Genomic DNA, 26,648 nt, shown 5'->3' on the forward strand with positions numbered 1-26,648 from the left:
AATTGTCAATTCCAGAAATATACTTTAAAACTGATGATGAATGGCGTGATTGGCTACACCAAAATCATGATGTTTCTATAGGTGTTTTCCTAATATTTTATAAAGTAACTCATGAAAATGAAAGCATGCGTTGGGAAGAGGCTGTTAAGGTTGCACTTTGTTATGGTTGGATAGATTCTACTGTTAAAAGTTTAGGTAACGGAAAAAGACGGCAATATTTCACACCTAGAAACTCTAAAAGTGTTTGGAGTGCTTTAAATAAAAAACATATTAAAGAGCTTAAAAAATCCAAATTAATGCATGAAAGTGGTTTACAAAAAATAAAAATTGCGAAACAAAATGGTTCATGGGCTGCTTTAGACGACGTTGAAAAAGGTATCATACCTCAGGATTTGCAGATAGAATTTAATAAAAATTCAACCGCTTTTTTAAACTATCAAAACTTTGCTCCTTCCTACAGAAAGAGCTATTTATATTGGTTAAATCAAGCAAAAAGAGAAATTACTCGGCAAAAACGTATTGTAGAAATTATAAAATTATGTGAAGCAAACATTAAAAGTCGAGGCAATTGGTAAGTTACTCTACTCGCTTTAACCCTTCTAAATCTTCAATTTTAATTTGTTTTCCTGAAGTGGAAATTAAATTTTCTTTTTTAAATTGAGATAAAACACGAATGGCCGATTCTGTAGCTGTTCCAACTACGCTTGCATAATCTTCTCTAGAAAGTACCACATTTAAAAATCCTTGGTTGTTTAGACCGAAACTATTATGAATATATATGAGTGCTTCTGCCAAACGCTGCTTTACAGATTTCTGAGCCATATTAACCACTACATTATCAGACTCTTTTAAATCGTGGGCCATCTGTTTTAGCATGTCCATGGAAAAATCAGAATTATTCTTTAAGTTTCCAAAAATTTCGGCTTTAGGAATAAAACAAACCTCCATATTGTTTAGAGCTACAGCACTTAAATTAACAGCTTCGTCACTAATTAAAGAACGCTGTCCTAACAAATCACCTTTAACAACTAGTTTTACAATTTGATCTTTACCGTTTGCACTTAACTTAGACAGTTTACATATGCCATCTTTAACACAGTAAACTCCATTAAGCGTATCTCCTTCTTCAAAAATAGTTTCACCTTTTTTAATAAACTTAGATGTTTTACAACCAGAGATGCTTAACAACTCCTCCTTAGATAAAGACTTTAAAGAGCTAAACTCCCTAATGATACACTGTTCACACTTACTCATACCTATTTTATTAAGTTCAGTAAAATTAACTAAAACATGACAAATATCATATCAAAATTCTTAGTATCTTTTAATCTTTGTAAAAGGTATAAACGAGCAATCAATTATGAAGCATTCTTTATGTTTCCACTGTGGTGATTCATGTGATCGTCATGTAATTACATTTCAAGAGAAATTATTTTGTTGTAATGGGTGTAAAACCGTTTACGAGATTTTCTCTGAAAACGATTTAACTTGTTATTACGATTTACAAAATTCTCCAGGAGCCATTCCAAAAGAAATCCAAGGTAAATACGATTTTTTGGAACAACAAAAAATAATTGATAAGTTACTTGAGTTTAATAATGAAAACACACAAATTGTTACATTATACATTCCTCACATACATTGTAGTTCTTGTATTTGGATTTTAGAAAACCTCAATAAATTAAACCCTGGAATTTCGTCTTCGCAAGTTAATTTTGGAAAGAAAAATGTTCGAATCACATTTAATTCAATAACATGCTCCTTAAAAGACGTTGTCTTATTAATAAGTTCCATAGGTTACGAACCATATATTAGTTTAGACGATTTTAAAACAGGCAAAAACAACGTTAACAGATCTTTAATATACAAATTAGGGATTGCTGGTTTTGCTTTTGGAAACGTCATGTTTCTTTCGTTTCCAGAATATTTTGAAGTTGGCGAATACTGGTTAGAACAGTACAAGCATTTGTTTCGTTGGCTGATGTTTGCTTTTTCTGTTCCAGTTATATTTTATTCTGCTCAAGATTATTTCATTTCAGCTTATAAAGGACTGCGTTCCAGAATTTTAAACATTGATGTGCCAATTGCGCTTGGTGCAGCAGTTTTGTTTTTAAGAAGTACCGTTGAAATAATTTTCGATTATGGTTCTGGATTTTTCGACAGTTTAACTGGTTTGATATTTTTCCTACTTCTAGGAAGATTTTTTCAACAAAAAACTTATGCTTATCTATCCTTTGAACGCGATTATAAATCTTATTTCCCTATTGCAGTAACCAAAGTAACTTCTGATGGGAAAGAAATACCCACTCAAGTTTATGATGTAAAGAAAGGTGACAGATTACTTATTAGAAACGAAGAATTAATTCCTGTGGATGGTATTTTAATTAGTGGTAATGCATCTATAGATTATAGTTTTGTAACTGGAGAGTCTGAAACCGTATCCAAACAATCTGGCGACAAACTATTTGCTGGAGGAAAACAAACTTCAGGAGGTATAGAAATGGATGTTTTAAAAAGCGTTGAACAAAGTTATTTAACACAACTTTGGAGCAACGATGTTTTTAGTAAAAACAAAGAAGATGGTTTTACAACGCTAACAAATGCAATTAGTAAAAAATTCACTTTCACCGTTCTTGCCATTGCTTTTATATCTACAGCATATTGGTTATTTGTTGATCCTTCTAAAGCTATTAATGTCTTTACTGCTGTTTTAATTATTGCCTGCCCATGTGCCATTGCACTCTCTGCTCCTTTTACATTTGGAAACTTATTACGGATTTTTGGAAAACTAAAATTTTATGTAAAAAACGCATCAGTTATTGAACAATTAGCCGAAGTAAACACCATAATTTTCGATAAAACAGGAACTATTACTACTAGCCAAAAAAGTCACGCAACCTACCAAGGCGAAGCTTTGAGTGCTTCGGAAGAAATGCTCCTAAAAAATACGCTTCGTGGTTCAAATCATCCATTAAGTAGAACTTTATATCAAATTTTAGATGAACATAATATTATTACTTTAAATCGTTTTGAAGAACACTTAGGTAAAGGCATCGAGGCCTCTCATAACGATACAAATATTAAAATTGGATCTGCAAATTTTGTAGGAAACTTAGCAGACACAAGTGTGTTAAACACATCTGTTCACATTAGTACAAATAATATTTACAAAGGTAAATATACCTTCCATAATAATTATAGAAAAGGCTTGTCTAAACTTTTTAATACGTTAAAAAAGGATTACGATTTAGTAATTCTATCTGGTGATAACGAAGGAGAACAAGAAAATCTAAAAAAAATATTACCTTCTAAAACCAAGCTAATTTTTAATCAAAAACCAAACGATAAATTAGAATATATAAAATACCATCAAACAGAAGGTGCCAAGGTGCTTATGGTAGGAGATGGACTTAATGATGCGGGTGCTTTGGCTCAAAGTAATGTAGGTATTTCTATATCAGAAAACGTGAATGTATTCTCTCCTGCTTGTGATGCTATTTTAGATGCTTCAAAATTTAATCAAATAATTAATTATATTAGAGCATCAAAAAGCGCTATAAAAATTATAAAATGGAGTTTTGTATTGTCTTTTTTATATAACACAATAGGGCTTTATTTTGCTGTAACTGGACAGTTAGCTCCAGTAATTGCTGCAATTTTAATGCCGTTAAGTTCTATTAGTATTGTAGTTTTTACAACTATTGCTACTAATTTGTTAGGAAGAAGATTAGAATGATTAAAAATAAACAAATATGATAAAAATCATATTTTTAAAACGGTTACAAAAGTATTTTTGAACCTTAACTTTGTGTTGGTATGAGTGCTATTTATATATTATTAGGTATCAGCATTTTAGTTGCTATCTTCTTTTTCATAATCTTTATTATGGCGGTTAGAAGTGGGCAATTTGACGATGGTTATACGCCTTCAGTACGCATGCTTTTTGAAGATGAATTAGTAAAAAAACAAACAGAGACAACAAATAAAAAACCAAAAAAGACTAATTAACTATTATGGAAGTACAACAATTTTATTACGATAACAAAGTCGTTAGGAATTTCCTTTATGCAACAATTTTATGGGGAGTTGTAGGAATGTTGGTAGGGTTACTATTAGCATTTATGTTTTTATTCCCGAATTTAACCGATGGTATTTCTTGGTTAAGTTTTGGGCGATTAAGACCTTTACATACAAATGCTGTAATTTTCGCTTTTGTTGGAAATGCTATTTTCGCAGGTGTATATTACTCAACCCAACGCTTACTTAAAGCTAGAATGTATAGCGATGTATTAAGTAAAATAAATTTCTGGGGGTGGCAGTTAATTATTGTTGGCGCAGCAATAACTCTTCCTTTAGGTTTTTCTACATCTAAAGAATATGCAGAGTTAGAATGGCCGTTCGATATTGCTATTGCAGTTGTTTGGGTAGTATTTGGCGCCAATTTAATTGGAACCATGATTAGAAGGAGACAACGTCACCTTTATGTCGCTCTTTGGTTTTATTTAGCAACCTTTGTAACTGTTGCTGTTCTTCATATATTTAATAGTTTAGAAGTTCCTGTAAGTGCTTTTAAAAGTTATTCTGTTTATGCTGGAGTTCAAGATGCTTTAGTTCAATGGTGGTATGGACACAATGCCGTTGCGTTTTTCTTAACTACTCCTTTTTTAGGTCTAATGTATTATTTTGTGCCAAAAGCAGCTAATAGACCTGTATATTCTTATAGATTATCTATTATACATTTTTGGTCCTTAATCTTTATATACATTTGGGCAGGACCACACCATTTATTATATACTGCTTTACCAGAATGGGCTCAAAATTTAGGAGTTGCGTTCTCAATTATGTTATTAATGCCTTCTTGGGGAGGGATGATAAACGGGTTGTTAACGCTACGTGGTGCATGGGACAAAGTACGTACTGATCCTGTTTTAAAATTCATGGTTGTAGCGATTACTGGTTATGGTATGGCAACCTTTGAAGGACCAATGTTATCTCTTAAAAATGTAAATGCTATTGGCCATTATACAGATTGGATTATTGCACACGTACACGTTGGTGCTTTAGCTTGGAACGGCTTTTTAGCTTTCGGTATGATTTATTGGTTAATACCTAGATTAGTTAAATCTAAATTATATTCAAACGCTTTAGCAAACTTCCATTTCTGGATTGGTACTTTAGGTATCATTATGTATGCTCTACCTCTATATGTTGCTGGTTTTACCCAAGCAAGTATGTGGAAACAGTTTAATCCAGATGGGACTTTAGTTTACGGGAACTTTTTAGAAACAGTTACCGAAATTATGCCAATGTATTGGATGAGAGCTATTGGGGGTACTCTGTATCTAACTGGGATGTTAGTCTTAGTTTATAACGTCATTCAAACTATAAGACATGGGGCTCAAGTTGTAGATGAACTTGCTGAAGCACCTGCTTTACAAAACGTTTCTAAGAAACGTACAGCTGGCGAAGGATGGCACACATGGTTAGAACGTAAACCAATTAGATTAACTATTTATGCCACTATAGCGATCTTAATTGGGGGAATTGTACAGATTGTTCCAACCATTATGGTGAAATCTAATATTCCAACAATAACAAGTGTGAAACCTTACACACCTTTAGAGTTAGAAGGACGTGACATATACATTCGTGAAGGTTGTGTTGGATGTCACTCACAAATGATTCGCCCCTTTAGAAGTGAAGTAGAACGTTATGGAGAATATTCTAAAGCAGGAGAGTATGTTTACGACCATCCATTCCTTTGGGGTAGTAAACGTACAGGTCCAGATTTACACCGAATTGGTGGGAAGTATTCAGATAACTGGCACTTAAACCACATGTACGATCCACAAAGCACATCTTCTGGCTCCATAATGCCAGCTTATCAATGGTTGGTAAGAGATGAATTGGATAAATCCAATACAGAAACCAAACTAAGAGCTATGGTATCACTAGGTGTTCCTTACACAGAAGAATATATTGCCAATGCACAACAACATATGCTAGAGCAAGGAACTCAAATTGAGAAAAACTTGTATTCCGATCCAGATTTTGCTGAAACTTACGAAGCAGACAAACAAGCTGGTGGCGAAGATTTTATTGAAATGCGCAATCGTGAAATAGTAGCTATAATTGCTTACTTACAACGATTAGGCACAGATATTAAAGTACAAGATTTAGACGAATCAGCAACCACAATAAACTAATAAATCATGTTAAAATTTGCAAAAAATTATATGGATAGTATAGAGGGAATCGAAATTTTCCCTATCATTTCCTTATTGATATTTTTCACTTTTTTTGTGGTATTGTTTTGGTGGGTTTTTACTGCCAAAAAGGAGTATATCGACGAAGTAAGTGACTTGCCACTAGATAACCAAAAAGACCAAATATTATGAGACATTTAATCCCTTCATGGGTAAGAGTACCCGTTATATTTTTTATTGTTTTTTCATTAGTAGAATATTTTACTAATTCAGGTAAAATGCCTGCGTTTGTAGAGTATCCCATGGTGCTACTGTTTTTGGTTTTTATTCTTTTGTTAATAATTGCTATAGAGGCCATTGTTAGTTCTATAGAGAATATTCTTTATCAGAGTTTAGACAAGGAAGCCAAGGCTAGATATGATGCTAAAAAGCAACAGCCTTCTAAATTAGGTGTTTGGTTAGAAACAGTATATAAAAAATCTTTAGGCCAAAAACCAATTAAAGAAGAACATGAAATTGTATTAGATCATAATTACGATGGTATTAAAGAATTAGATAACGATCTTCCACCTTGGTGGTTGTATGGCTTCTATGCTTCAATCATATTTGCTGTAATTTATTTAGTGAAGTTTGAAGTTTTTGAAAGTTATGATCAATATGATGAGCTTGAAACCGAGTATGCTGAAGCTAAATTAGCCATAGAAGAATATAAGAAAACAGCCAAGGATTTAGTAGATTTTAATACAGTAGAGCTTTTAACAAGTGCATCCGATTTAAGTAATGGAAAATCAATATACGAAGCCAATTGTGTGGCATGTCACCAAGCAGATGGAGGAGGTGGTATTGGACCAAACCTAACTGATGAATATTGGATTTTAGGTGGAGGTATTAAAAACGTCTTTAAAACAGTCTCTGAGGGTGGTAGAAACGGCAAAGGAATGATTGCCTGGAAACAAAGTTTAAAACCATCAGAAATTGCTCAAGTATCCAGTTATATCCTACAGTTTTCAGGTACAACACCTGCAAAACCTAAAGAAGCAGAAGGAGAAATTTGGACAGAATAAATAACAAAATCAATAGATTTAAGAATTAAGACCACATCTTCCAACCAAATGTCTTAATTCTTAACTCTTTAATTTAAAGTCATGGAAGTTCCAGAAAACGAATCATTTAGAGACACCATAGGCACATTAACTGAAGATGGAAAACGTGCTTGGGTATATCCTAAAAAACCAAGTGGAAGATTTTATGAATATCGTAAAATAGTTAGCTACATTCTATTATTATTTTTATTTGCTGCTCCATTTATTAAAATTAATGGAAACCAGTTTTTATTATTTAATATTTTAGAACGACGCTTTAACATTTTTGGACTCCCTTTTTGGCCACAAGACTTCCATCTCTTTGTAATTTCCATGATTATAGGAGTTATATTTATAGCTCTTTTTACCGTTAGTTTTGGTAGAATCTTCTGTGGATGGATTTGTCCTCAAACCATCTTCATGGAAATGGTTTTCCGAAGAATTGAATATTGGATTGATGGAGACAGAAACAAACAACGCAGGTTAGACAACCAACCATGGAATGCAGAAAAAATTAGAAAACGCAGCTTAAAGTGGTTTATTTTTGTAATTATTTCGTTTCTAATAGCCAATGTATTTTTAGCATACCTCATTGGAAGTGATAAACTTTTACAATATATCGTTGAAGGTCCTCTAGAACATACAGGAACCTTATTTCCTCTTATTATTTTCACAGCTGTATTCTATTTTGTTTTTGCATGGTTTAGAGAACAAGTTTGTATTATTGCTTGTCCTTACGGTAGATTGCAAGGAGTGCTTTTAGATGATAAGTCCATAATTGTAGCCTACGATCATAAAAGAGGTGAAGGCGAGAATGGAAGAAAGAAATTTAGAAAAGGAGAAGACAGAGAAGCTTTAGGACATGGAGATTGCATAGATTGTTTACAATGTGTACATGTATGCCCTACCGGAATTGATATAAGAAATGGTACGCAATTAGAGTGTGTAAACTGTACTGCTTGTATAGACGAATGCGACCATATTATGGAAAGTATTAATCTACCAAAGGGCTTAATTAGATATGCTAGTGAGGACGAAATTGAAAAGAAGGAGACGTTTAAAGTTACTGCAAGAATGAAAGGCTATATAGCTGTTCTTGTAATTTTAACAGGAGTCCTTTTTGGAATGATGTCTTTAAGGAACGATGTAGAAGCACGTGTATTAAGATTACCAGGACAACTTTATGAACATAAAGAAGGTGACATTATTAGTAACGTTTTTACATATAAACTTATTAATAAAACCACCAAAAACATTGAAAACATTCACTTTAAACTAAGAAAATATAAGGGTGAAATAATATTAGTTTCAAACTCTAATACATTTGTAGTTCCAGAACAGGGCATGGCAGAAGGCACTTTGTTTATTGAAATTGAAAAGAAAAATTTAGAAGGAGATAAAAACAAACTTATGATTGAGGTCTATAGTGGAGATGACTTAATTGAAACGACAACTGTAAACTTTTTGGCTCCTAGAAGTTATCATTAAATTTAAAACAATAAGTATTAACTAAAAGAGATTCTTGCTTTGCAGGAAGTTAGATATGAAAATAAATTGGGGAACAGGTATCGTTATTGCTTTTATATGCTTTATAAGCTTTATTATGTATTTTGTTATAAATATGAATACCAATAGTAAATACGATCATGATTTGGTTGTAGAAGAATACTATCAAGCAGAATTAGGCTTTCAGGATGAAATAAACAAAGAAGAACATGCAAAAACATTATCTGTAAACATTAGTTATAAAAATAGCGATGAAGGTTTATTAATCATTTTTCCTGAAAACTTAGAAACTCAAGAAATTACAGGAATGGTATCTTTATATAGAACTTCTAATAAAAAACTTGATTTCGAACTACCTATTACTATTTCCAATAACACCATGCTTATTCCAAACAATAAACTGTTAAAAGGTAGATGGAATTTAAAAGTAGATTGGAAATATCAAGATAATGCTTATTTATTCAAAAGAGAAATCATGTTTTAAGCATATTTAAAAACTACAATTCTCAAATTTATAATACTAAGTTTATGCTTTGGTCTGCACTTTTATTAGGTTTATTGGGTAGTTTCCACTGTGTTGGCATGTGTGGTCCTATTGCCTTTATGTTGCCTGTAGACAGAAGTCATTCTTTAAGAAAAGTAGTTCAAATTTTCACTTATCATTTTGGAAGATTATTAGCATATAGCCTTATTGGATTAGTATTTGGTCTCGTTGGGAAAGGATTATACCTTTTTGGCATTCAGCAGCAACTTTCCATTGCTATTGGTGTTTTAATGATTGTAGTTGTATTAATTCCTACAAGAATCTTTAACAAATATAATTTCTCGAAACCTATTTATAAATTGATTTCTAAAGTAAAATCTGCACTAGGACAGGCAATGAAAAAAAAATCGGCAGATACTTTTTTAACTATTGGGTTTCTTAATGGCTTTCTTCCTTGTGGTTTAGTTTATATGGCTGTATTTGGATCTCTGGCATCAGCAAGCGCTCTACAAGGCAGTTTATATATGTTTCTATTTGGCTTAGGAACCATTCCATTAATGACCTCGGCTATTTATTTAGGTAAATTTTTAAATGCAACCATCAAACAACGTATCCAGAAAGCTATTCCTGTTTTTGTAGTAATTATTGGTTTGCTTTTTATTATTCGTGGTTTGGGTTTAGGTATTCCTTACCTCTCTCCTGCTCCAGTTGTTGAAATGGTTAAAGGCGACATGGATTGCGAATAAGCCCCTTACTTATTGAAACAATCTTTTGCTATTGCCAAAATAAGCTTGATTTTAACTCAGCTCTTTGTTTTATACAGTGCTGTTTTTTTTCTCCCAAGCGTTATGTTAAATTAGAATTCCAAAAACCCATAAAGAAATATTTTTGAACTCATCATATCTTAACAGTCTTTCAGCTTCTCTTGATTTTGATTATCTAGATAACAACTGCTTTTTATTTACACATCTTAATCACATTAGTTAATTACAAAAGATGCATTGATATAAAAATTACGCCCTTGTTGTGAAATGTTATTCCAATCTGCATAGGTTGAATAATTCGTGTCCAAGATATTTTCAATCCCATATTTTAAAACCAATTTGTTTTCTTTTAAATAGAATATATTCCCTAGATTCAGATTTAAAATAGCAAACGAAGCTGTTTCATTTTCACCATAAAAATTGCTGTAATTTGTTTGATTTCCGTTTCCGCTTAATTGCAAAGCTGCGTTAAATAAATTTCTGGAATAATTAATTTCAGCTAGATAAGAAAATGGTTTTATAAATGGTAAATACTCGTCATTACTTCCTTTTCCATAATTATAACCAATGGTTCCATTTACAGAAAACGCATCAGATAATTTATATTCAGAATTTAAATACACATCAAAAATTTTAGCGTTAGACAAGCTGTTATAGATTTTAACTCCATTTGCTCCAATTGTCATTGCACTTAAATCTGAATCAATGTCTCCAATAATATAATCCATGAGATAAAAGTAAGATGTTTCTAAACCTATTTTAAATCTGTTTAAATAAAAATTTGTAGCAGCGTTGACCTCTAAAGCTTTTTCGTTCTCTAAATTTGGATTTCCTATATAATCGAAATTATCGAAACTATTGTATAAGAAAAACCCATAACCTTCACTAACAGAAGGTGCTCTCTCTCCATAACCAACACCAAAAGTAGCATCGTAATTATCTTTTTTAATTTGATAATCTGTTGAAAAGCTCATTAAAAAACGTGTTTTAGAATCGGTTAAATCTGGATAAAAAATCTGTAAGCTTTCTAAACCAACTTCTTCGGCAATGGTATTATTATGGTATCCAAATCTAGCCGAAGCTGAAATAGTTTTATCTTCAGATAAAGCAAATGCATCTTTTACATAAATTCCGGTATACAACGTTCTAATATCTGGCCATGTGTACATAAACATAGCTGGCTGATTGGAATCGTTTGGATACATGGTCATTTCGGCTAAAGAACGATTGTAAAACCCATTTAAATTAATCAACAGACTATGTTTGTTTTCCTTTAAGGTTGCTTTGGTGTAAAAACCATAGGTATCGCTCCAACCTGGCATATCCATTCTTATAGGCACATCTGGACGTTTAGAATCGTCCATAATATGTGTAATGGTATTGAAATACAATTTAGATTCCCAGGATTTAATTCTAGTTGAATCGTTTATATAGGTATGTGTTAGAGACGTTATTAAGGCTTCTGCTAAGGACACGTCCATTGGTAAGGCAGGATAACCAACATCTGTAGCTTTATCGTAAATGATATTGGCATCTAATACATGGTTTTCTGATAATTTATAGCCTCCTTGTAATGACAGGTTATACTTTTGAAATTGAGAATAAAGAACTTCATTATGTCCTCCAGCATCATAATTATCAGATTTTCTAAAAATACCATCGGCATTAATATAGAATTTATTACCTGTATATTCTAAGTCTAAACCAGCAGACCTATAGTTTCCATTAGTTTCATAACCTAAATCGACACTTGTTTTTAAACCTGTACCATAAAACTTAGAACTAGGCATTTTTAAATCGATTCCTCCACCAACACAATGGCCATTTTCTGTTCCTTCCTGTCCAGAATCGACACTAACTTTATCTAGATTAGAGACATCGACATAAGATGTAATTGGATCCATGGTATCTGTACATGCTCCAAAGATTTGCATCCCATCGATGGTTACAACTAATCTTTGACTAGCCATATTATTCATGGTAGGTTCCCATGCATAATTCCCCCTTTTAATCATGGTTATTCTATTAGATTTCTCTAAATAATCGTCAATACTGGATAATGTTTTTTCCTGACGGTAATTGCTTAGTTTTCTTTGACCAATTAAGATAACTTCTTCTAATTTGGTAGTGTCATTCTCTTTGATATATGGATCTTCCTGTGCATAAACTAACGCACCAAAAAGAAAGCAAACACACAATAAGGTGAGCTTTTTCATAATTTTTAGTGATTTAAGCAGACACATTGAGACATCTCAATGTGTCTGCTTTGTTTAAATGAATTGTCTCTTATTAAAATTCCAATTCTAAATAAAGACTACTTTGGGAATTATCTTCAGTTACTTCTTCCCCTTTCAGAACTGTATTTAATGGGTCCATAAGTTTTAGGTTAAGTACCCAATAGCCTGTCATGGTTAAAGACAAGTCTCCTTGATACGTACCTTCAACAGGTTTATAGGTTAAATCTGTATTGTTTGGCGAACCATGATTCCCCATTCCTGGCATTCTTGGATCTAGGGTTATAGTATAGTCTTCTACAATTGGAAAAGACATCATGCTTTCCATTTTATACAATCCAACTTTCATATTATTAATCGCAATTTTAGGGTCTTTAGGATCTATTAATGCTAAGACGTAATTTGAACCATCGCTTCCCATAAAGCTAGTTACATTCTGGTTATCGTTTTGCAAAACAGTAATGGTATCCATAACAGAATAATCTACATCATTTATGGAATAATTAAAAGTTAAAGACCAACCAGAGCCATCCATACCTGTCATTTGGTAAATAATATATCCTTGATAAACAGTGTCTTTTCCTGGTGCTTTTGTAATGTCAGAATAAGGACTAGAATGTTGCATAGTTGGCATTTGCATCATTGGCATCCAACTAATTGAATAGTCTTCAAAATATGTGTCGTTAGTATGATCTTTTATTCTTAAGCTTACTTCGTTATAACCAGTTATAAAATAACCTGATTCGCTATATAACTCTATGGTATGTGAGTTATTTATAATTTCTTTGATTTTTGTTAATCCCTCCACTTCACTTATTTCTTGAGGGGAATCGTTAGTATCATCGTCTGTAGAACAAGCAGTAGTGAATAAGGCCATAAATAGAATTAGCACTATATATTTTAGTTTCATTTTTTGTGTTTTTAGTTTAAAAATTTTATGTAGCATGTTAGTCTCGCCTATACAAATAAGCCAGAAACTACTTAAACTCTTAGAGTTTATGTGATAATAAATAATTAACTAAAAATTGGTGGAGGTGTATCGATGTCAAAATACGTTTTTACGATTTTAGGCGACATATGTGATAATAAAACTTGAGGTAATTTATACTCAGAAAATTGAATTTCTAAGATATTGATATTAGAAACACAAAAAACATCCAAAGATATCCTTTTACTCTCTTGAGCAGGAATTTTACTGTTTGTTTCCGAATTATTCTCAGAGAGCTGTTTTTTTAATTGACACTTACCATTACAACCTTGCTGATTGTCTTTCTGAATACATAACGTTTTAGCAATAAAATCCTGATTCACAAGAAACTCTCCCACAATAACAAGCGTATTTATATTATGTGCAAACAATATAAATACAAGTACAAAGGCAGTTATTTTATGAGCTATTGCTGAAAACATACACAAATTTAAATAATAAAATACTTACAAAACATGATTAAAATCAGATAATTTAAAGAATTACAAAAAAATAAAAGGATAAAAAAAAGAGCTAAACAAATGGTTTGGCTCTTTTAGATTAAATATCGAAATAATTACATTTTAAATGTCATAACAGGTAATACTGCATGATTTGCTATATCTTCAGAAATACTTCCTTCAAAAAAATGTGCTATTCCAGTTCTTCCATGTGTAGCTACAGAAATCATGTCTGCTCCTATTTTATTTGCGAAGTTTAGCACGCCTCTTTCAACCGTATAATCTGAAACAAAATTAATGTGCTTTAGTTTCTCTAAATGACCATCTGCTTTCATTAGAAAGTCACTTACAAGCTCATCTATTTCATTTGTACTTCTAAATCTATCTGAAGGCAAATTAACATATAGTAAATGTAAGTTGGTGTTTAAGCTATTAAATAGTTTAACTGCTCTTAAATACACCTCAACAGAATTAGAAGAAAAATCGCTAGCAAAAACAACATCTTTTAAATCAGTTTTATCAAACCTACTTTTAAGAACCAAAACAGGAATTTCAGAATGTCTTACAACCCTTTCAGTATTAGAACCTACAAATATTTCTGAAAGCCCACTAGAACCATGAGAGCCCATAACAATTAAATCTGCATCGTGTTCTTGAGCTACATCATTAACTTCGCTAAACACTTTAAAATGCTTAACAATTGGTGTAATAGTCGCTGCTTTTAAATAAGGTTTATCTAAAAACTCATTAAATTTTTTTTCGGCAAGCCTTAAAAAGAAAACAGCTTTTTGGTATTGTTCTGAATCTGTTGTATTTATAACAGCATCAGACATTTCGAGCATGTGTAAAGCTAGAATTTCTGCATTGTTATTTTTTGCTAATTTAACAGCTGCTTCTAGTGCATATTCAGAATGTTCTGAGAAATCTATTGGGACAATTATTTTTTTCATTTTAAAAGTTTTTGTGATTTAACTTAAGGCATGAATGATGACTTAATTTAACGATTTTTACTTAGAAATCAAAGCACTAATCAACTTTAAAATAAGAGTTGCTTAAAAATCTTTTCTTTTAGATTTAAAAACAATTCTAAGCACTGGCATAATTACCCAAATTGCTAACATGCCGATTGAGACAACAAACCCGAAATTCGTTCCAAAAAACTGTTTAAAAACGGCTCCTGTATAACCTAATAAAGCAGAAATATCTAGTTTTAATAAAATAAGAGTTCTTGACAAATCGATAGGATTTAACATGGTTCCTATTAAGGATAATTTGTCTAATGGATAGTCCTCAAACAAAATTAAGGTCATTAAAAAAATACCATCGTAAATTATGGCAAGAAACAACCATAATAAAATAGCATAGCCAAAACCTTTTATTTTATTCTCGTTAGAAAGTGCAATATTAAATGCTAAAGCAGTAAAAATAAAAGTTAGGAATGTTCCAGTAATTAATAACAATGAAAAATCCCATATAGCTGAAGATTCAAACAATCCGTAAAAAATAAACGGAATTCCTAAACCTAAAATTAAGCTCATAGATAAAGAAATAGCAACACCAAAATACTGTCCTAAAAAAATGGAAGATCGTTTTAAAGGTTGCGCTAAAAGAAGCTCTGTAAACTCTTTGGAATTATAGTAATACATAACACCAAAAATGGTTCCTATTAATGGTACTAAAACAATAATTACATTCATGAGTGTTATAACTGCTTTGGAGAGGTCGTTATTTAAAAACAATAAGACTATTCCAAGCAATAAGTAGAATGCAAAGTACACGTAACTCCAACGGCTTCGCATTAAATCGTAAAAACTATATTTTAATATTTTAAGCATGATTGTCTGTTAATATGGATGCGATAGCATGTTCGAAATCTGGTTGTTTTGTTTTGTTTTTAAGCTCGTCGATACTTCCTTTAAAGTAAATTTTTCCTTCAAGCAGAAATACAATTTCATCTGAAATCTCTTCAACAAAACTCATAATATGAGAGGTAATTAAAATGGTCTTACCACTCATTTTTTGTGCTTGGATTAGTTTTTTTAACCTTAATAAGGAAATGGGGTCTAAACCAGAAGTTGGTTCATCAAGAATTACCAATGGACTATCGAACATAAAAGTTAAAACTAGGTTTACTTTTTGTTTGGTTCCACCTGAAAGATTTCCTAATTTTTTATCTAAAAATGGTTCTAGTTTAAAGAGATTGATTAAGTCTTGATCCAAAGTGGTGTTTTCACGCAAATCCTTAATCATTTTAATTAATTCTTTCACCTTCAAATTACTTGGAAAATTAGCAATTTGTGGTAAATAATCAATTTTATGCCTGTAATCTGAACCGTTTTTCACATTTTCACCCAATACAGAAATTTGACCTTTATTAGGAATAACCATTCCTAATAAACATTTTATAAGGGTTGTTTTACCGGAACCATTTGGTCCAAGGACTGCAAAAATACCACCTTCGCTAATCTCTAAATCGAGACCACTTAAAACCTGGTTTTTTCCGAATTTTTTATGTAAATTTTGAATACTTACCATACTATTTTTTTCATTTTAGGATTATTATCCAGTAAATTATCTGGCGTAAATACAGGCGATACTTTTTCAGAAAAATCAATAATATCTATAAATAAACTACGCAATAATATGATAGTTTCTGGTGTTCGGTTTACAATATAAGAAAACAACTTTACTGGTCTATATGGAATGTCTCCAATCCCATTTTTGTTTAAATCGTAACCTGTGTAATTGCTCCAATAATTTTTATCGAAAAGATTATCGTTAATGTTGCTGTTATAAGAAATATCAAAAGAATTATATAGAAAGTTATTACTTGTAAAATGATTGGTATAACAAGCGCCACGTACTTTTATAGCCCAACCATTACTAATAAAATTATTCTTTTTATAGTTAATTCTATTAGAGCCTTCGATGTTAATACCAATAGTGTTATCTTTAAAAGTATTCCCTTCTATTTCGGCATCGTTAATTTCTTTTAGAAGCAAACCATAAGAGGCTGTTCCCCAGTTTTCTTTAAAAATGTTATTATACATTTTTATTTTTTTGGAAAACATCACTGCGACTCCTGCGCCATTATTTTCGAAAATATTATCTTGATAAATATCGTCGTTAGAGAACATAAAATGTAATCCATAACGAACATTATTGGCACTTACATTGTTTTTAATTATACAATCATCAGAAAATTCTAGATAAATTCCATCTCGAACATGTTCAATAAAATTATGTTCTATTTCTATATTCTTACTATACCATAATTGAATGCCATTTCCAGAATTGTATTCTTCAACAGCATCTCCAATAATTTTATTATGAAATATTTTTCCATTGCGTCCTTTTTCAATATAAATTCCAAAAAAAAGTTTTTCCAATACCAGGTTTTGTATCACAAAATCATTACTCCTTTTGACACGAATGGCTGCATAATCTTCGGTATAGCTTGTTCCAACATTTATAATAAATAAGCCATCAACAGTTACGCTATCTGAAACTATGGTAATTATTTCACCTTTCATTTCGCCATCAATTACTGGATAGTTTTTACCAATAATAGTTAATGGTTTATCTACTAAAATATTATACTCTTTGTAAGTCCCTTTTTTAACAACAATGGTATCGAAGCTTTTAGCAACTTTTATAGCATCATTTAATTTTGAAATCGGACAATCTTTGCATACCTCAATTGTTTGTGCATGCAAGCCTCCAACTAACAAAACAATTAAAAAAGACACAATCTTAATTTTCATGTTATTGTTCTTTAAAATGAATCAATAATTCGTTCCATGTATAAAGTGTTCCTTCTTTATCAGCTTGAACCATTTCAGCATCATTTTTTGTTTTAAAAGCTGTTAAAAAAGCTCCCATAGGACTTGGAACATTTTTACTAATTAAAAAAGTAGCTTTGGTAGCGTCTACAAGTGTTTCTGGTTCTGTATATATGTTTGTTAGATATAGTTTTATTTCAGAGTCATCGAATTCTTTTTTAAAGTTTATCATACATTCTGAAGCATCAAACTTGTAAATTTTACCTTTATTTGTTACTATTTCGGCAGCATGTACTTTATCTACTATGGTCATTTTACAAAAATGACACCCATCGTTTCCATAATCTATAGCTTGTGGCCCTACGTTACAACTAGCAAGCATCAATAGCATGACCACAAAGGAATATTGTTTTAATCTTTGCATAATTTTAGTGTTTTATTTAAGAAATTAATAAGCTTACTCTTTTGCCTTTATTAAGCTAAATTTTCTACCTAACCAAAAAGCTACAAGAGTTAAAGACATACCAACAAACATCAAGTAACCACCTATATGTGGCAAAGATGTCACATCAAAATTCAATAGTTTTTGGTGTCCAAATAAAGGGGGTTTGTAAGACATTGGTGTCCCATCTGGATTGTTTAATTTTAAAATAGCATGTGGATCTAAATCACTTCCATATTCAGTGAGCCAATTATTAAAATCGTACATGCCTAATAAGCCTAAAACAGACATTAGCACAAACCATCCAATAAAGAATTTATAACTTACTTTACCTGCAAATCCTAATAAACCAATAAGAACTCCTAGTAGGCTCATTCCAAGAATGACTTTAGGAAAAACTGAAAACTCCCACATATCTTCTGCTTTCGGAATGGTTTTCATGCCTATATAATGATTTAAACCATCAATATTTTGAAGATCAAATTCTTCGACACCTTGAATACCATCCAAGTAAATGTTCATTCCTAATGGTTCTGGATATTGTGGAGCACCAAGCATAATGTTCCATAAAGGGAATTTAAAAAGCCCAAGTAACAAAAGTGATCCGATTACCATTATAATTCCAGCCTTTTTCATAATATGAATTATTATTTAGTTAACCATTTAGTTAATAGTGATTTAAAAGAAAGGCGAGAGAGACAAATCTACTCTCGCCTTATATAGGAAAATAAACACTAAAACAAAATTTTCCTAATTGTATAATATGGTTAATGATAAAATTTAATCTTCACCTAAAGACCATGATAGCTCTATGTTAGAGTCTGCTGGAGATACACGAATATATCCTTGCATTTCTTGGTGAAGTGCCGAACAGAAATCTGTACAATAGAATGGCCAAACACCAACTTGTTTTGGCTCCCATGTTAAGGTTCTAGTTTGACCTGGAGCTATTAACAGCTCAGCGTTATTTGCACCAATCATAGCGAAACCGTGAGGTACATCGAAATCTTGCTCTAAATTAGTAACATGGAAGAATACTTTGTCTCCTACTTTAACACCTTCTATATTATCTGGTGAAAAGTGACTACGTATCATGGTCATGTAAACATGCACATTTTTACCATCTCTAACTATTTTTGCTTCAGCATCGTTAGTTGCTTTTCTTGGGTGCTCATTTTCAGCTAGTCTATAGATTTTTTTCGAATTATTTTTAATGATTTCTGCTGGAATTGCTGCTGCATAATGTGGTTCGCCATGTGTAGGGAAATCTAAAAGTAATTCCATTTTATCTCCAGAAATATCATATAGTTGTGCAGAATGCTCCATCTCTGGACCAACTGGTAAATAGCGATCTTTTGTAATTTTATTCATAGCGAACATATATTTACCAAATGGCTCTCTTGAGTTTCCTCCAGGAATAGTTAAATGACCCACAGAGTAATACGTTGGTTTTCTATCAATAACTTCCCATGTTCCTAATTTCCATTTTACAACTTCAGAAGAGATAAAGAACGTAGTATAAGCGTTTCCTTGACCATCAAATTCTGTATGTAAAGGTCCTAAACCTGGTTGTTCTACAGAACCTGCAAGCACGTCTTCGAATTTTAAAATTGGAATACCATAAGCATCGCCATCAAATTTTTTGTTTTCGATGGCATCTAACATTTTAGAAAATGAATGCACAGTTAGGTTAGCAGATAATTTACCATTACCTACAATGTACTCTCCTGAAGGATCCACATCACAACCATGAGGTGATTTTGGAGTTGGTAATAAGTAAACAGCTCCAGGAACTTCAGCTGGATTAACCACACGTACTTCTTTCTTCATAGTAGAAGTTGCTGTATGAGTTGCTTCATCATAAACATTATGAGCATAATTTGCTGGCATCATGGTACCACCACCATTATTTACATATTCTTCAATTTTCTTCCAGTTTATGGCTGCAATAAAATCTTTGTCGTTTTGTGATGCATTTACTTCTAGCAATGTATTTGCTTCTTCTGTATTATATGTTGTAAAAAAGAACCAACCATGAGATTTTCCACGTCCAGGATGTGACAAATCGTAATTAAATCCTGGCATTAACACTTGGAATTTAATATCCATATGGCCATGCTCTGGATCTACTGATATAAAAGACAAAGCCCCTTTAAAGTTTCCTTTATAATCTTTAATTGACATATCTCTTTGTGGCACTGGCACAGAAAAACGTGTTCCAGCAACTACATATTCAGTATTTTCAGTTATAAAAGATGAACTATGGTTTCCGGCACTATTCGGAACTTCAATAATTTCTTCGGTTTCAAAGGTTTCAAGACTAATTCTTGCAATACGTGGTGTGTTGTTTCCATTAATAAAAACCCAACGGCCATCTAATTTACCATTAGTTTGAGAAATGTCTGGATGATGAGAATCATCCCAAGGAATAAAACCATAAGAAGTTTCTAGCAATGGTTTAGTTTCTTCAGAATACCCATAACCATTTGTTGGAAATTGTGAGAATACTGGAATCTCTTTAAACATTCGTCCAGATGGCAAACCGTAAACCGTTAGGTTTCCACTATATCCACCAGAAATGAAAGCGTAATGTGAATCATGTTCTCCTGGTGCAACATATACTTTCTCTGCATTACTCGATTTTAAAGCTCCACCCGTTTTGCTAGATTTTTGGTCGCCACAGCTTGTAAAAGCTACAACCGTAATTAAAAAACCTATTGTTAATTTATAAATGTTTTTCATTGTTATAATATTTTTAATTTGTGTTTATTCTGTTGGTGGTAACATAACTTTATCTACCACATGTACAATTCCATTTCCTGCTGGAACACTTGCAATTATTTTTGCACCTCCAATATACACGTCGTCACCTTTTACTTCTACTGCAACATATTCATTATTGGCTTGCCCTAATTTTTTAAACTTTTTTAGAAAGTCTTTAGAATAGTTTCCAGGCGTTACATGATACTTCAAGATATTTGCTAAAGCATCTTTGTTTTCTGGTTTTAGAAGGCCTTCAACTGTACCATCTGGCAAAGCTGCAAACGCTTCGTTTGTTGGTGCAAATACCATTAATGGACCAGCATTAACTAATACATTTTCTAACTGAGCCGCTTGCACTGCTGCAACAAGTGTTGTATGGTCTGGTGAACCTATTGCTATTTGCAAAACATTTGGTGTAGCTTCATCGTCTTGGATAAATGCTTGCCCTTGTCTTTCAGGTGCTTCTGTTGATGCCACTTTTGTTGATTCTTCTGATTGACCTGTTGTATTAGCTTCATTTTTGCAGCTAAAAAACAAGACAACTAGAATTATCGTGACTAAAAATTTTAGGTTAGTAGTTTTCATATTAAATTATTTAAGTGTTCTAAAATATTCTAATACAGCTCTAGCTTCTGCTTCTGTTAAATTCTGATTTGCCATTGGCGAACCATTAAATTCCATTAACAATTCTTTGGCTAGAGGATCTGATTTTGTCATTTCTTCTGGATTTAGAATCATGTTCATAACCCATTCTGGAGTTCTACGTTCTAGAATGCCAGTTGGAGCTGGACCGATAAATTTTTTGTCGGTTCTATGACAAGCTGTACACATTTTTTTAAATACATCTTCTCCTTTAGTAGCCATAGACTGATCTATATCTGCAGATAAGTCTACTGATTTAATTGGGCCAACTCCCTTATTAGTTAAGTCGATCTTCTCAGATGCTTTAACTGTTTTTTCTACTTTAGGGGCCTCTTTTTTCTCTGTTGCCTCCTTTTTTTGGTAAGAAAATGTTTCTTCTTTTTTCTCTTCTTTTCCTCCACAACTTACAAGTAGTGAAATAAATAAAACGGTAATAATTTTTAGTGTTAACTTCATGGTATATATTTAATTTATTAAGACAAATTTAAGGGCTAGATTTAGAATAAAATATGATATAAATCATATTTAAGATAATTTGGTCTTTTTTATAAAAAAAAGAGTTGAACAATTGTTCAACTCTTTTAAACTCTGTTAAAGTTACTAACTAAAAATCTTATTTAAATTTTAAAGGTCATGACTGGTAAAGTAGAATGATTAGCAATATCTTCAGAGATACTACCTTCAAAAAAATGAGCAACACCTTTTCTACCATGGGTGGCTACAGCAATAACGTCTGCACCAATAATATTTGAAAAATTTAAGATACCTTCTTCAATGCTATAATCATTTACGTAATTAACTTCGTTCATTTTTTCAATTCCACCATCGGCTTTTCTTAAAAATGTTGCTACTTGTTTTTCTATTTCTGCAGAACTTCTAAATTTGGTGCCTGGCATATTTACATAAACCAAATGCATTTTTGAATCTAATTTTTTAGCCATTTCTTTGGCTCTTAGATATTGCTGTACAGCTTCTTCTGTAAAATCGCAAGCAAAAACCATATTTTCAAACTCCATTAATATTGGGTTATGTTTAATAACCAACACTGGAATGTCAGAATGCCTTACTACTTTCTCTGTATTAGAGCCTACAAGAACTTCTTTAATACCACTTGCGCCTTGGGACCCCATAACTATTAAATCTGCTTGATTTTCTTTAGCAACTTCATTGACTTCGCTAAACACTTTAAAATGCTTAACAATAGGAGTCACTTTTATGTCTTTTAAATAGTCTTTATTTAAAAATTCTTTGAATTTTTTTTCTGCCAATTTTAAAAAGAAAAGAGATTCCAATTGTTTAATATTATCTGCTTTATTAATTACAGCTGTAGATATTTCCAACATGTGCAATGCTAGAATCTCAGCATTGTTTTTTCTTGCCAAAAAAGATGCTGCTTCTAAAGCATACTCAGAAAATTCTGAGAAGTCGACAGGTACAATTATTTTTTTCATTGTATTTGGTTGTATTTTTCTTTAAATAGTCATAGAAAACAATTGAGTTTCTGGCATTTTTTCTTGCAATAATAAATCGAATGCCATGCAAATGTTTCGTACATATGGTTTTCCTTTTTCTGTAACCTCTATGTTGTTTAAATTTATTTTTAACAAACCATCAGCTTCCATTTCTTGAAGTTTTACAAGTACTTCTGGAAGTTCTTTGAAATATGATTCATCTGTATCCCAAGATGTTTTAAACTGACACATAAGATTTAATATATGTTTTCTTATTATCAAGTCTATTTCGTATAAAATATGACCTCTATAAACAGGTATAATATTTTCGTTTATTAAATGATAGTATTCTTCTAATCCTTTTACGTTTTGTGCAAAACCATACCAGCTATCGCTTATGGAAGAGACGCCTAAACCAATCATAACCTGTGTTTTAGATGCTGTATAACCCATAAAATTTCTATGCAATTTATGCTGTTTTATAGATTTATAAAGAGCATCTGTTTTTAAGGCAAAATGGTCCATGCCAATTTCAACAAAACCAGCTTTGGCTAATAACTCTTTGCCTAATTCGTATTGTCTTCTTTTGGTTTCAGGAGATGGCAAATCTTCATCTTTAAAACCTCTTTGTCCATTTCCTTTTATCCATGGTACATGCGCATAACTATAGAATGCCAAACGATCTGGCATAAGTTCTTTAGTCTTTCTTATGGTCTCTTCTACGTGTTCAATAGTTTGAAATGGTAATCCGAAAATAATATCATGACTAACAGATGTATATCCAATTTCTCTAGCTTCCTCTGTAACGCGTTTAACATTTTCGAAAGGCTGAATTCTGTGAATAGCTATCTGTACCGTTTTATTATAATCTTGAACTCCAAAACTAACCCGTCTAAAACCTAGATTGTAAAGCGTTTGTAAATGATCTTTGGTGGTATTGTTTGGATGCCCTTCAAAACTAAATTCGTAGCCTTCAGCTAAAGTGGCTCTTTTTAATAAACCATCTATTAGGCGTTTTAAGTTAGCTGTCGAAAAAAAGGTTGGTGTACCACCTCCCAAATGAATTTCTTTAATATTTGGTTTCGAATCAAATAAATTACAATACAAATCCCATTCTTTAAGAACAGCTGTTATATATGGAGATTCAACTTCATGCCGTTTAGTAATTCGTTTATTACAACCACAAAAAGTGCATAAGCTTTCGCAAAAAGGCAAATGCAAATACAGACTTAGACCTTCAGTTTTATTAGTCTCATTAAACGATTTTACTAACGACGTTTTCCATTTTTTAGATGAAAACGTATTAATATCCCAATAAGGAACTGTTGGATAACTGGTGTATCGTGGTCCAGCAACATTGTATTTATTTACTAACGACTTTTTCATTACGAAGTTATTCAGATACAAATGTATATTTAAGACACTTTTTAAAATATGACTTTTATCATATTAGCAGGTTTAAAATTTTAAATCCTTCTAATATTTATGTAACTTTGAGTAAACATTAAATAATATTTCAAAATGAAAAAATCGATAATATTTGCGCTATTGCTAACTTTAACATTTGCAATAAGCTGTAAAAATGACAAAAAAGAAAGCACTGAAACAGAAGTAACAGCTACTGAAGAAAAAGTGGTTGAAACTGTAAACGAAGAAGTAAAAAAAATAAAGATTAAGCTAGAACCTAAAAGCGATAGTAACGTAAACGGAAGTGCTATATTTACTGAAACTGAAGGAAAAGTTACTATGGTTGCCGTTTTTGATGGTCTAACTCCTGGAACTCATGCTATTCATCTGCATGAAAAGTCTGACTGTTCTTCTCCAGATGGAAAATCTACTGGTGGACACTGGAATCCTACTAACGAGCCTCATGGAAAATGGGGAGACGCTAAAGGTTACCATAAAGGCGATATTGGAAACATGGAAGCAGATGAAAATGGAAATGCAACTATTACATTTAGCACAGACCAATGGTGTATAGGTTGTGGAGACGCTAATAAAGATATTTTAGGAAAAGCGATTATAGTACACCAAGGTGTAGACGATTTTATTTCGCAACCAACTGGTGATGCTGGTGGACGTGTAAGTTGTGGTGGTATAATAAGTTTAGAATAAGATTTAAAAATATAGATTTAAAAAATGCTGCCTATTGGCAGCATTTTTTTGTTTAAAGTTGTTGCTATTTTCTCTTGATTTTACACCTAATAAAAGTAAGCCTTCATCATAAAGCCTCCTATTTAATTTATTGTCATATCTTTAGAGAAACCAACCATTAAGATTCCCGATTTCTCAGGAAATGAATATGATAAAATTCTTTAGAAAAATTAGACAAAACTTACTAATGGAAAACCCAATCTCTGCTAAAGCTTCGGCTGGCACGAAAACAGGCAAGCCTGCCTTGTCGGCAGGCAGGTACTTTAAATATGCTATTGGCGAAATAATTCTAGTAGTTATTGGAATCTTGATTGCCCTTCAAATTAATAATTGGAATGAAAAAACCAAATTAAAAACTGAAGAAATCAAACTATTAACAGAATTGAAGTCGGCATTAATTAGTGATAAAGAAGATATAAAATCAAATATTGGTGAACACGCTTCTACAGCAAACTCTATTTCAATTTTGTTAGAACATCTTTCTAACCAATTACCTTACAATGATTCCCTGGATTTTCATTTTGCAAATGCTTTAAATACTACAAGGTTTGCTCACACTTCAAGCCCTTACGAAACTTTGAAGATAAAAGGGCCAGACCTAATTGAAAATGATAGCTTAAGAGTGATGCTAGGAGACTATTACGATAAACATGTTGGATATCAATTTGAACTGCAGGAATTGAGTTTGGAGAATTTTAATTTAGCTAAAGAAAGACAGTTTGAACTTTTTACAAGTTTACGTTTTTGGGATAAAATGAAACCAGTTGATTATAATTTGTTAGTTAAAAACACTTATTACAATTCTTGGTTAACACTCACTGAAGGAATGCGAAAATGGGAAGTCAAAAAATTCCGAATACTAAATGAAAAAAACGAACAATTACTTAACCTTATAAATAATGAGATTGATAAAAGCAAATAATGAACATTTAGCATTAATCCATGATAAAATTCTTTAGAAAAATACGCTACAACCTTATGGAGAAAAACTTGCCTTCCGGACAGGCAGGCAAAACAGGTAAATACCTAAAATATGCTATTGGCGAAATAATCCTGGTGGTAATTGGTATTCTAATAGCTCTTCAACTTAATAATTATAAAGAAAACGAAAAACTAAACGACACCAGACAAAAGTATTATCTACAATTATTAGAGGATTTACATAAGGATATTCAATTTTCAAATAATATTATAAATAGGTTACAAATAGATAGACAGGCTTACAATAATTATCTAGAACATTTTAATAATACGGAATTAAAACCCATGGAGGTTTATAATGAATTGATGGCCTTAAACATTCTTTCTAGTACTATTGATTTCAATTCAAGCACCATAGAATCTCTTAGAAGTAGTGGCGAATTAATTCTTTTCCCTTTAGAAATACGCAGTAAATTAATTGACTTATTACGTATGCAGGAAGCTACCTTAAAGATTGTGGCAGATAATGATGGTGGCAAATCCGATCTTTTAATGAATCTAGGACTAGTTCGTGGTGCATCAACCCTTGTTAATAGATTACATAATAAGCCAGAATTAAAAGCTTATTTGAACATTGAACAGAACCTACCTCAAATAATTCTTGGATTAGAAGCTGCCCATAAATGGAAAGATATATCTGAAAAAAACACCATTCATAATTTAAATGAAGTGATAGAGAATATTGAATCTATTATTGACATGATAGAATCAGAAATGAAAAACAACTAA

At 31.8% G+C, this 26,648-nt stretch carries 27 protein-coding genes; 12 read left to right on the top strand and 15 right to left on the bottom strand.

Annotated elements, in window-relative coordinates:
* Positions 1 to 2: 2 nt before the first annotated feature.
* Positions 3 to 575 carry a YdeI/OmpD-associated family protein gene (locus tag ACI5KZ_RS08660; protein WP_406847435.1) on the top strand — a complete coding sequence of 191 codons (573 nt, stop codon included), beginning with the start codon at positions 3 to 5 and terminating at the stop codon, positions 573 to 575.
* A gap of 1 nt (position 576) precedes the next feature.
* On the opposite strand, the gene ACI5KZ_RS08665 is transcribed toward ACI5KZ_RS08660, so the two are convergent.
* On the bottom strand, positions 577 to 1,254 hold the full coding sequence (locus ACI5KZ_RS08665) for a Crp/Fnr family transcriptional regulator (RefSeq protein WP_109308870.1): 678 nt from the start codon (positions 1,252 to 1,254) through the stop codon (positions 577 to 579).
* Positions 1,255 to 1,360: 106 nt separating this feature from the next.
* On the opposite strand from ACI5KZ_RS08665, the gene ACI5KZ_RS08670 reads away from it, so the two are divergent.
* The 8 genes from ACI5KZ_RS08670 to ACI5KZ_RS08705 all read left to right on the top strand — a co-directional run bounded on the left by ACI5KZ_RS08670 (position 1,361) and on the right by ACI5KZ_RS08705 (position 10,024).
* Positions 1,361 to 3,736, top strand: a complete 2,376-nt coding sequence (locus tag ACI5KZ_RS08670; protein WP_406847436.1) for a heavy metal translocating P-type ATPase — start codon at positions 1,361 to 1,363, stop codon at positions 3,734 to 3,736.
* Positions 3,737 to 3,816: 80 nt separating this feature from the next.
* On the top strand, positions 3,817 to 4,008 hold the full coding sequence (gene ccoS / locus ACI5KZ_RS08675) for a cbb3-type cytochrome oxidase assembly protein CcoS (RefSeq protein ID WP_109308872.1): 192 nt from the start codon (positions 3,817 to 3,819) through the stop codon (positions 4,006 to 4,008).
* 5 nt (positions 4,009 to 4,013) lie between these two features.
* Positions 4,014 to 6,206, top strand: a complete 2,193-nt coding sequence (gene ccoN / locus ACI5KZ_RS08680) for a cytochrome-c oxidase, cbb3-type subunit I (protein WP_109308873.1) — start codon at positions 4,014 to 4,016, stop codon at positions 6,204 to 6,206.
* Between the two features lie 6 nt (positions 6,207 to 6,212).
* Positions 6,213 to 6,398, top strand: a complete 186-nt coding sequence (locus ACI5KZ_RS08685) for a CcoQ/FixQ family Cbb3-type cytochrome c oxidase assembly chaperone (RefSeq protein WP_109308874.1) — start codon at positions 6,213 to 6,215, stop codon at positions 6,396 to 6,398.
* On the top strand, positions 6,395 to 7,270 hold the full coding sequence (locus ACI5KZ_RS08690; protein ID WP_109308875.1) for a cbb3-type cytochrome c oxidase N-terminal domain-containing protein: 876 nt from the start codon (positions 6,395 to 6,397) through the stop codon (positions 7,268 to 7,270). Before ACI5KZ_RS08685 ends, ACI5KZ_RS08690 begins: the two co-directional genes overlap by 4 nt.
* An 81-nt stretch (positions 7,271 to 7,351) precedes the next feature.
* Entirely contained in the window at positions 7,352 to 8,776 is a 1,425-nt protein-coding gene (gene ccoG / locus ACI5KZ_RS08695; protein WP_109308876.1) for a cytochrome c oxidase accessory protein CcoG, read from the top strand.
* A gap of 55 nt (positions 8,777 to 8,831) precedes the next feature.
* Positions 8,832 to 9,278, top strand: a complete 447-nt coding sequence (locus tag ACI5KZ_RS08700; RefSeq protein ID WP_109308877.1) for a FixH family protein — start codon at positions 8,832 to 8,834, stop codon at positions 9,276 to 9,278.
* 44 nt (positions 9,279 to 9,322) lie between these two features.
* Positions 9,323 to 10,024 carry a sulfite exporter TauE/SafE family protein gene (locus ACI5KZ_RS08705; protein ID WP_109308878.1) on the top strand — a complete coding sequence of 234 codons (702 nt, stop codon included), beginning with the start codon at positions 9,323 to 9,325 and terminating at the stop codon, positions 10,022 to 10,024.
* A 233-nt stretch (positions 10,025 to 10,257) separates the two neighbouring features.
* On the opposite strand, the gene ACI5KZ_RS08710 is transcribed toward ACI5KZ_RS08705, so the two are convergent.
* The 14 genes from ACI5KZ_RS08710 to hemN form a co-directional block, all read right to left on the bottom strand.
* Positions 10,258 to 12,258: a TonB-dependent receptor plug domain-containing protein gene (locus ACI5KZ_RS08710; RefSeq protein ID WP_406847437.1), complete on the bottom strand. Its 2,001-nt coding sequence runs from the start codon at positions 12,256 to 12,258 to the stop codon at positions 10,258 to 10,260.
* Between the two features lie 73 nt (positions 12,259 to 12,331).
* A complete protein-coding gene (locus ACI5KZ_RS08715) occupies positions 12,332 to 13,186 on the bottom strand; it encodes a hypothetical protein (protein WP_109309115.1) in 855 nt (284 codons plus the stop codon).
* A gap of 104 nt (positions 13,187 to 13,290) precedes the next feature.
* On the bottom strand, positions 13,291 to 13,686 hold the full coding sequence (locus ACI5KZ_RS08720) for a hypothetical protein (RefSeq protein ID WP_109308880.1): 396 nt from the start codon (positions 13,684 to 13,686) through the stop codon (positions 13,291 to 13,293).
* Between the two features lie 134 nt (positions 13,687 to 13,820).
* Positions 13,821 to 14,654 carry a universal stress protein gene (locus ACI5KZ_RS08725; protein WP_109308881.1) on the bottom strand — a complete coding sequence of 278 codons (834 nt, stop codon included), beginning with the start codon at positions 14,652 to 14,654 and terminating at the stop codon, positions 13,821 to 13,823.
* 102 nt (positions 14,655 to 14,756) lie between these two features.
* A complete protein-coding gene (locus ACI5KZ_RS08730) occupies positions 14,757 to 15,539 on the bottom strand; it encodes an ABC transporter permease (RefSeq protein ID WP_109308882.1) in 783 nt (260 codons plus the stop codon).
* Positions 15,532 to 16,239 carry an ABC transporter ATP-binding protein gene (locus ACI5KZ_RS08735; RefSeq protein WP_109308883.1) on the bottom strand — a complete coding sequence of 236 codons (708 nt, stop codon included), beginning with the start codon at positions 16,237 to 16,239 and terminating at the stop codon, positions 15,532 to 15,534. The genes ACI5KZ_RS08730 and ACI5KZ_RS08735 overlap by 8 nt, the downstream gene beginning before the upstream one ends.
* Positions 16,233 to 17,468 carry a nitrous oxide reductase family maturation protein NosD gene (locus tag ACI5KZ_RS08740; RefSeq protein ID WP_406847438.1) on the bottom strand — a complete coding sequence of 412 codons (1,236 nt, stop codon included), beginning with the start codon at positions 17,466 to 17,468 and terminating at the stop codon, positions 16,233 to 16,235. Before ACI5KZ_RS08740 ends, ACI5KZ_RS08735 begins: the two co-directional genes overlap by 7 nt.
* 1 nt (position 17,469) lies before the next feature.
* A complete protein-coding gene (locus ACI5KZ_RS08745; RefSeq protein ID WP_406847439.1) occupies positions 17,470 to 17,910 on the bottom strand; it encodes a nitrous oxide reductase accessory protein NosL in 441 nt (146 codons plus the stop codon).
* Between the two features lie 33 nt (positions 17,911 to 17,943).
* Positions 17,944 to 18,564, bottom strand: a complete 621-nt coding sequence (locus tag ACI5KZ_RS08750) for a hypothetical protein (RefSeq protein ID WP_109308886.1) — start codon at positions 18,562 to 18,564, stop codon at positions 17,944 to 17,946.
* Positions 18,565 to 18,708: 144 nt separating this feature from the next.
* Positions 18,709 to 20,670 carry a Sec-dependent nitrous-oxide reductase gene (gene nosZ, locus ACI5KZ_RS08755; RefSeq protein ID WP_109308887.1) on the bottom strand — a complete coding sequence of 654 codons (1,962 nt, stop codon included), beginning with the start codon at positions 20,668 to 20,670 and terminating at the stop codon, positions 18,709 to 18,711.
* Positions 20,671 to 20,694: 24 nt separating this feature from the next.
* Positions 20,695 to 21,276, bottom strand: a complete 582-nt coding sequence (locus ACI5KZ_RS08760) for a fasciclin domain-containing protein (RefSeq protein WP_109308888.1) — start codon at positions 21,274 to 21,276, stop codon at positions 20,695 to 20,697.
* A 6-nt stretch (positions 21,277 to 21,282) separates the two neighbouring features.
* Complete coding sequence (locus ACI5KZ_RS08765; protein ID WP_109308889.1) at positions 21,283 to 21,789, bottom strand: c-type cytochrome; 507 nt, start codon at positions 21,787 to 21,789, stop codon at positions 21,283 to 21,285.
* 161 nt (positions 21,790 to 21,950) lie between these two features.
* Positions 21,951 to 22,784, bottom strand: coding sequence for a universal stress protein (locus ACI5KZ_RS08770; RefSeq protein ID WP_406847440.1), 834 nt, complete (start codon positions 22,782 to 22,784; stop codon positions 21,951 to 21,953).
* A gap of 21 nt (positions 22,785 to 22,805) precedes the next feature.
* The gene (hemN, locus tag ACI5KZ_RS08775; protein ID WP_109308891.1) at positions 22,806 to 24,170 is read right to left on the bottom strand and encodes an oxygen-independent coproporphyrinogen III oxidase; all 1,365 of its coding nucleotides are present in this window, start codon (positions 24,168 to 24,170) and stop codon (positions 22,806 to 22,808) included.
* Between the two features lie 135 nt (positions 24,171 to 24,305).
* Between hemN and ACI5KZ_RS08780 the strand changes: the two genes are divergently transcribed.
* From ACI5KZ_RS08780 to ACI5KZ_RS08790, 3 genes are all read left to right on the top strand, one after another.
* The gene (locus ACI5KZ_RS08780) at positions 24,306 to 24,899 is read left to right on the top strand and encodes a superoxide dismutase family protein (protein ID WP_109308892.1); all 594 of its coding nucleotides are present in this window, start codon (positions 24,306 to 24,308) and stop codon (positions 24,897 to 24,899) included.
* Positions 24,900 to 25,125: 226 nt separating this feature from the next.
* Entirely contained in the window at positions 25,126 to 25,860 is a 735-nt protein-coding gene (locus ACI5KZ_RS08785) for a DUF6090 family protein (RefSeq protein WP_406847441.1), read from the top strand.
* Positions 25,861 to 25,880: 20 nt separating this feature from the next.
* Positions 25,881 to 26,648: a DUF6090 family protein gene (locus tag ACI5KZ_RS08790; RefSeq protein WP_406847442.1), complete on the top strand. Its 768-nt coding sequence runs from the start codon at positions 25,881 to 25,883 to the stop codon at positions 26,646 to 26,648.

This window comes from Xanthomarina sp. GH4-25 (genome assembly GCF_045363175.1).
Taxonomy (GTDB): domain Bacteria; phylum Bacteroidota; class Bacteroidia; order Flavobacteriales; family Flavobacteriaceae; genus Xanthomarina.